The organism is Streptomyces olivochromogenes, assembly GCF_021538895.1.
Classification (GTDB): domain Bacteria; phylum Actinomycetota; class Actinomycetes; order Streptomycetales; family Streptomycetaceae; genus Streptomyces; species Streptomyces olivochromogenes_A.
On record NZ_JADDRL010000121.1, the window covers coordinates 20,516 to 27,198 of the forward strand.

Consider the following 6,683-nt stretch of genomic DNA (forward strand, 5'->3'; position numbering starts at 1 on the left):
GGGAAGGTCCATGCGAAGAACCGCCCTGCTCGCCTCCGCCGGTCTGCTGACCGCTCTGCTCCCGCTCGCCTCGGCCCACGCGGCCGACGACCCCGCCCCCGTCCCGGTCGACCGCTTCGAGGGCGAGGTCCCCTTCGCCTCCCAGCCCGCCGAGGGCATCTTCACCTGGGGCAGCGACGCCGACGACCCGCCCGCCCTCCGACTCGCCGACCGCGCCGACGCCCCCGAGGGCGCCAAGGTGCTCGCCGGCACCTACGACATCAGCGGCTACGGCGGCCTCACCCACGACTTCGCGGCGAACGAGCCCGCCCACGACTGGTCCGCCCACAAGGGCATCCGGTTCTGGTGGGACGGCCAGAACAACGGCAAGAAGATCGCCTTCGAGATCAAGGACGGCGGCGCCAACGGGGAGGCCTCGGAACTCTGGACGACCTCCTTCACCGACGACTTCAGCGGCTGGAAGCAGATCGAGATCCCGTTCACCGACTTCGTCTACCGCACCGACTACCAGCCCGTCGGCGGCATCGACCACGTCCTCGGACTGACCGGGATGTGGGGGTACGCACTCACGCTGCCCGTCGGCGTCCAGGGTCGGTTCGCCATGGACGACGTCGAGCTGTACGGCAAGGCCGACCAGTCCCTGCGGGCCTCCGTCACCACCGACGCGGCCGTGTACCCGGTCCGGGAGGGCGGCACGGCCACCGTCCGGGTCACCCTCGCCACCACCGGCGCCGCGCCCCTCGACGAGCCCGTGACCGTCGCCTACGAGACCGCGGGCGGCACCGCCGACCCCGGCAAGGACTACACCCCGGTCTCCGGCACCCTCACCTTCCCGGCGGGCACGGCCTCCGGCGCCGTACGGACCGTCCAGGTCCCCACCACCAAGGACAAGGCCGCCGAGTCCGCCGAGACCATCCCGCTCAAGCTCACGGTGACCGGCGCCAAGCCGCCCGCCGAGTCCCCGCAGGTCGTCGTCGACGCGCACGGACTGCCGTACCTGAACGCGAAGTTGCCGGTGCGCAAGCGCGTGGCGGACCTGCTCGGACGCATGTCCCTGGCGGAGAAGGCCGGCCAGATGACCCAGGCCGAGCGCGGTGCCGTGGCGAACGGCGGTGACATCGCCACGTACGACCTCGGCTCCCTGCTCTCCGGCGGCGGCTCGACCCCCACGCCCAACACGCCCGAGGCCTGGGCGAAGATGGTCGACGGCTTCCAACTCCGCACGCGGGCCACGCGGTTCCAGATCCCGCTGATCTACGGCGTCGACGCGGTGCACGGCCACAACAACCTGGCCGGGGCCACGATCATGCCGCACAACATCGGCATCGGCGCGACGCGCGATCCCCAACTGGCCCAGAAAGCGGGCGCGGTGACGGCCGCCGAGGTGCGCGCCACCGGCATCCCCTGGGACTTCGCACCCTGCCTCTGCGTCACCCGCGACGAACGCTGGGGCCGCTCCTACGAGTCCTTCGGCGAGGACCCGGCGCTCGTCGAGTCCATGGAGACGGTCATCCAGGGCCTCCAGGGACGGGCGAACGGCAAGGACCTGAGCCGCAACGACAAGGTCCTCGCCACCGCCAAGCACTTCGTCGGCGACGGCGGCACCGAGTACGGCTCGTCGACCACCGGGTCGTACAAGATCGACCAGGGCGTCACCAAGGTCACCCGGCAGCAGCTGGAGGCCGTCCACCTGGCGCCGTACCAGGGCGCCGTCGACCGGGGCATCGGCACGGTCATGCCCTCGTACTCCTCGCTCGACATCCTCGGCGACAGACAGGGCCCGGTGAAGATGCACGCCCGCGCCGACATGATCAACGGCGTGCTCAAGGGCCGGATGGGCTTCGACGGCTTCGTCATCAGCGACTGGAACGCCATCGACCAGCTCCCCGGCGACTACGCGTCGCACGTCCGCACCTCGGTCAACGCGGGCGTCGACATGATGATGGTGCCGTACTCGTACAAGGACTTCAGCGCGAAGCTCGTCGACGAGGCGACGGCCGGCCGGATCAGCGAGAAGCGGATCGACGACGCCGTGTCCCGCATCCTCACCCAGAAGTTCCGCCTCGGCCTCTTCGAGCACCCGTACGCCGACACCACCGGCGCCGCGCGGATCGGCTCGGCCGAGCACCGGGCGGTCGCCCGGCAGGCCGCCGCCGAGTCGCAGGTGCTGCTGAAGAACGACGGCGGCGTACTGCCCCTGAAGACCTCGCAGAAGGTCTACGTCGCCGGCTCCAACGCCGACGACATCGGCAACCAGACCGGTGGCTGGACCCTCACCTGGCAGGGCTCCTCCGGGAACATCGCCAAGGGCACGACCGTCCTGCAGGGCCTGCGCGACGCGGGCGGTGACGTCACCTACTCCAAGGACGCCTCGGCGCCCACGTCCGGCTACGACGTCGGTGTGGTCGTCGTCGGCGAGACCCCGTACGCCGAGGGCGTCGGCGACGTCGGCAACGGGCACGACCTGGAGCTGTCCGCCGCCGACAAGGCCGCCGTGGACAAGGTGTGCGCGGCCATGAAGTGCGCGGTGCTGATCGTCTCCGGGCGGCCGCAGCTGATCGGCGACCGGCTCGGCTCCGTCGACGCCCTGGTCGCCTCCTGGCTGCCGGGCACGGAGGGCGACGGCGTGGCCGACGTGCTCTACGGCACCCGGCCCTTCACCGGGCGGCTCCCCGTGACGTGGCCCAAGTCCGAGGCCCAGCTGCCGATCAACGTCGGCGACGCGTCGTACGACCCGCAGTTCCCCTACGGCTGGGGGCTGACGACCCGGACCAGGGCGCCGGAGGGCGGCGCCGCGACGCTCCGGGCGCTCGGGGCCGCCGCGGCGGCGGCCGAGCGCAAGGGTGCCGACGAGGCCGGGCGCGCGCTGGTCACCGAGGCCCGGCTGATCGTCCAGAACCGGGTGGGGCAGCGGATCACGCCGGCGGTGGCGAAGCCCTTCGCCGAAGCGGAGCACCTGCTGCTGACCGGACGCTACGCGCGGGCGGTCCAGGAACTGACGGCGGCCTATCGGGCGGCCTGAGGGGCAGGTGGGAGGCGCACCTGACGGTGGGCGCCTCCCACCTGCATCAATGACTGGTTTGCGGAGGTTTCGGGTAGCTTCGAACCATGAAGGCCGTCGTACGGACCCGAAGCCTGGCCGGGCTGCTGCTGGCCCTGACGCTCGCCGTCCTCACCGTGCTCGCGCCCGGCGCCGCGGCGGTCACCGGCGTCTCGGCGATCGCCGACTCCCTGCGCAAGAACCCGGTCTACGTCGACCCGGCGGCCTCCAGGCAGCTCTCACCGACGACAGCTGCGGCCCTCCGCCGACAGATCGAGAACGCCGACAAGCCCCTCTTCATCGCCGTGCTCCCGGCCGACTACCCCACGCGCGACCTCTTCACCGACCTGCGCACCGCCACCGGCATCACCGGCCTCTACGCCGTCCGCCTCGGCGACCGCTTCGACGCGCGCGCCGACTCCTCGGTGATGTCGCGCACGGCCGTGCGCAACCTGGTCACCAGCGTCCAGGGTGAGGACGCCAGGACCCAATTGACCGACTTCACCGACCGCGCCCTGGCCAACATGGGCGGCAAGGCCCCCGCGTCCTGGGGCTCCTCGGGCGGCCACGGAGTCTCCGGCACCGCGCTGATCACCACCGCCGCCGTACTGGTGGCGGGCGGCGCGGGCGCCTACGCCCTGGTCCGGCGCAACCGCCGCCGCCACGACGAGGAGCAGCGGGCCGCCCTGGAGCGGCTGCGGGTGGTCGTGGACGAGGACATCACGGCCTTCGGCGAGGAACTGGACCGGCTCGACTTCCACCCGGCCGAGTCCGGCGCCGACGACGCGATGCGCGCGGACTACGAACGCGCCCTGGACGCCTACGAACAGGCGAAGCAGGCCATGGCGGAGGCCCGCAGACCGGAAGACGTCCGGGCCGTCACCCAGGCCCTGGAGGACGGCCGCTTCTCGCTGGCCCAGCTGGCCGCCCGCCGGGAGGGCCGTCCCCTGCCCGAACGCCGGCCGCCCTGCTTCTTCGACCCGCGCCACGGCCCCTCGGTCGTCGACGCGACATGGACGCCTCCCGGGGGCGCGTCCCGCGAGGTGCCGGTCTGCGCCGCGGACCGGACCCGCCTGGCCGACGGCCGCGACCCGGTGGTCCGGGAGGTCGACACCGACTACGGCCGCCGCCCCTACTGGGACGCGGGCCCGGCCTACGGCCCCTGGGCGGGCGGCTACTTCGGCGGCGGCATCCTGCCCGGCCTGCTCGTCGGCACGCTCCTGGGGAGCGCCATGGCGACTCCCTCGTACGCGGCCGACTACGGCACGGGGTACGGCGACTTCGGCGGCGGGTACTGACCCGTCCGGCACGGGTCCGGCGCGGGGGCGGCGCCGGACCCGTGGTTCTCCCTCGGTAGTACGTCGGTACGTCGGTACGTCAGTACGTCAGTACGTCGGTACGTCGGTACGCCGTACGAGGTGCGGTGTGCGGTGTGCGTCAGAGCGTGGACGCGGCGGCGGCGATGGCCGAGGCGAAGGTGGAGACCTCGGTGTAGACGCCGGGGGCGTTGGGCCGCGCGCAGCCTATGCCCCAGCTGACGATGCCGACCTGAATCCAGGCGCCCGCGTTGTCCCTGCGGAACATCGGGCCGCCGGAGTCGCCCTGGCAGGTGTCGACGCCGCCCGCCGTGTAGCCGGCGCAGATCTCCTCGTCCGGGATGAGGCCGCTGTAGCCACGGTAGGAACGGCAGGTGGCGTCGCTCACGAACGGCACGGTGGCCTTCAGCTGGTAGCGCTGCTGGCCGCCGCCCTCGGTGGCCGCGCCCCATCCGGCGATGGTGAAGGTGCCGGTGTTGAACTCCGGGGTCGTGGCGATCTTCAGTGTCGGCAGGTTGACGGGGGAGGCGAGCTTGATGAGCGCCCAGTCCTTGCCGTCGCCGTCGTACCCGGGGGCCTGGTAGACCTTGGTGGACTTCACCCGGACCCGGCCGCTGGCGGACTGGAGGTCCACGACACCGGCCGTGGCGGTGATGCTGGTGTTGTTGCCGGTCCCGCCCACGCAGTGCGCGGCGGTGAGCACGATCTGCTGTGTGTAGAGGGCGCCGCCACAGCCCATGGAGAGCCGGACCATGAACGGGAACTCGCCCTGTGCGGCGCGGGTTCCGCCGACGACGGGCTGCGGTGCGGCCTGCGCGGCCGAGACGGGCTGAAGACTGGTGATGGCGAGGGCGGCGGCGCCGATGGCCGCGCATCTCTTGAGTGCGGTGAGGAGTCTCTTCAACGTGATGCCTTCCGTGGGGGGTGAAGGCTGACGCGCTCATGCCAATCGCACGCAAAGAAAGTGCCCAGCTGTTGGCATGGGCTGGTCAAATCCTGTTGCTGGATTATGCGAACGGCGTGACCCCGCACACAAGTGGCGTGAATCAGCCATGTGCGCGGACGGTGACGGCCGCCGTCGCGAAGCCGCGCGTACGCGAGCGCCCGCCCTCTCTCACGGGGGAGTCAAGAGGGCGGGCGCGCTCAGGGTCGCGTGCGGGGTCCGGGGGCCGGCTCAGCCGGCCGGACGCCGGAGGGTCACGCGTTCTTGATGGCGGAGATGTCGAAGTTCAGCTTGATCTTGTCGGACACGAGGACGCCACCGGTCTCCAGCGCCGCGTTCCAGGTCAGGCCCCACTCGGAGCGCAGGAGCTCCGCCTTGCCCTCGAAGCCGACGCGCTCGTTGCCGAACGGGTCCTTCGCGGAGCCGTTGAACTCCAGGTCGATGGTGATCGGCCGGGTGACACCGAGGATCGTCAGGTCGCCGGTGATGCGGTAGTCGTCGCCGCCGAGGGCCTCGGTCCTGGTCGAACGGAACGTCATCGTCGGGTGCTCGTCGATCTTGAAGAAGTCCGCCGACTTCAGGTGACCGTCGCGGTCCGCGTTGCCGGTGTCGAGGCTGTCCATCTTGACGTCGAGCGAGGCCTTCGACTTCGACGGGTCCGTGCCGTTCAGGTTCAGCGAACCGGCCAGGTCGAGGAAGGCGCCCTTGACGTTGGTGACCATGGCGTGGCGGGCCACGAAGCCGATGGTGGTGTGCGACGGGTCGATCGTGTAGTCGCCGGTGAGGGCGGCCAGTTCGGGGCTGACGGCGGCCTGTGCGGGGACGGCGGGGGTGGCGGTCTCAGCGGTGTTCTTGCGGCCGAAGATGCCCATGATCTGCTCCTTGGGGGGACGGGAGTCCGTGAAGTTGAATGTTCAATGAGGAGAACACGGTCGACGTTAGACCTATTCCGTTCAATGTTCAACATCATCGAGAAACGTGTCGCGAAAACTACCGTGTGTGATGAATGGGCTCGGTTCGGACGTGCGGCGCCGTCGCACCGGCTACCCTCACTGGACCGCCGTTCGAGGTCCCGTTCACTCCAGGGATGGCATGTGCGCCACACGAATGGCAGATGGCTCGCAGGTGACCGCTTTGTGGCACCCCTACAAAACCGACGCCCCCTGAGAGTCGGAACGGCTGCATGTCGCCCAGGTTCTGTTCAGGGGTACCAGGAAAACGGGCCGGAGACTGTACGGAGTCGACGGCTCGCTTTCCTTGCGGTCCTTCGTAAGGTCGCTACATGACCGTTTTGGAAGAGACGACGGGTGAGCCGACCGGCGAGCCGACGGATGCGCGCGGGCGGGTGGCCGAGCTGCACGAGATCCGTGCGCAGGCCGCGGCC

General features: G+C 70.9%; 4 protein-coding genes. 2 read left to right on the forward strand and 2 right to left on the reverse strand.

Annotated elements, in window-relative coordinates:
• Nucleotides 1-10 precede the first annotated feature (10 nt).
• Complete coding sequence (locus tag IPZ69_RS38465) at nt 11-3,022, forward strand: glycoside hydrolase family 3 protein (RefSeq protein ID WP_235459366.1); 3,012 nt, start codon at nt 11-13, stop codon at nt 3,020-3,022.
• Between the two features lie 86 nt (nt 3,023-3,108).
• Complete coding sequence (locus IPZ69_RS38470; protein WP_235459367.1) at nt 3,109-4,338, forward strand: hypothetical protein; 1,230 nt, start codon at nt 3,109-3,111, stop codon at nt 4,336-4,338.
• Nucleotides 4,339-4,477: 139 nt separating this feature from the next.
• Here IPZ69_RS38470 and IPZ69_RS38475 read toward each other — a convergent pair whose 3' ends face one another.
• A complete protein-coding gene (locus tag IPZ69_RS38475; RefSeq protein WP_235459368.1) occupies nt 4,478-5,260 on the reverse strand; it encodes a serine protease in 783 nt (260 codons plus the stop codon).
• A 293-nt stretch (nt 5,261-5,553) separates the two neighbouring features.
• Nucleotides 5,554-6,171, reverse strand: a complete 618-nt coding sequence (locus IPZ69_RS38480; RefSeq protein WP_235459369.1) for a YceI family protein — start codon at nt 6,169-6,171, stop codon at nt 5,554-5,556.
• Nucleotides 6,172-6,683: the final 512 nt, after the last annotated feature.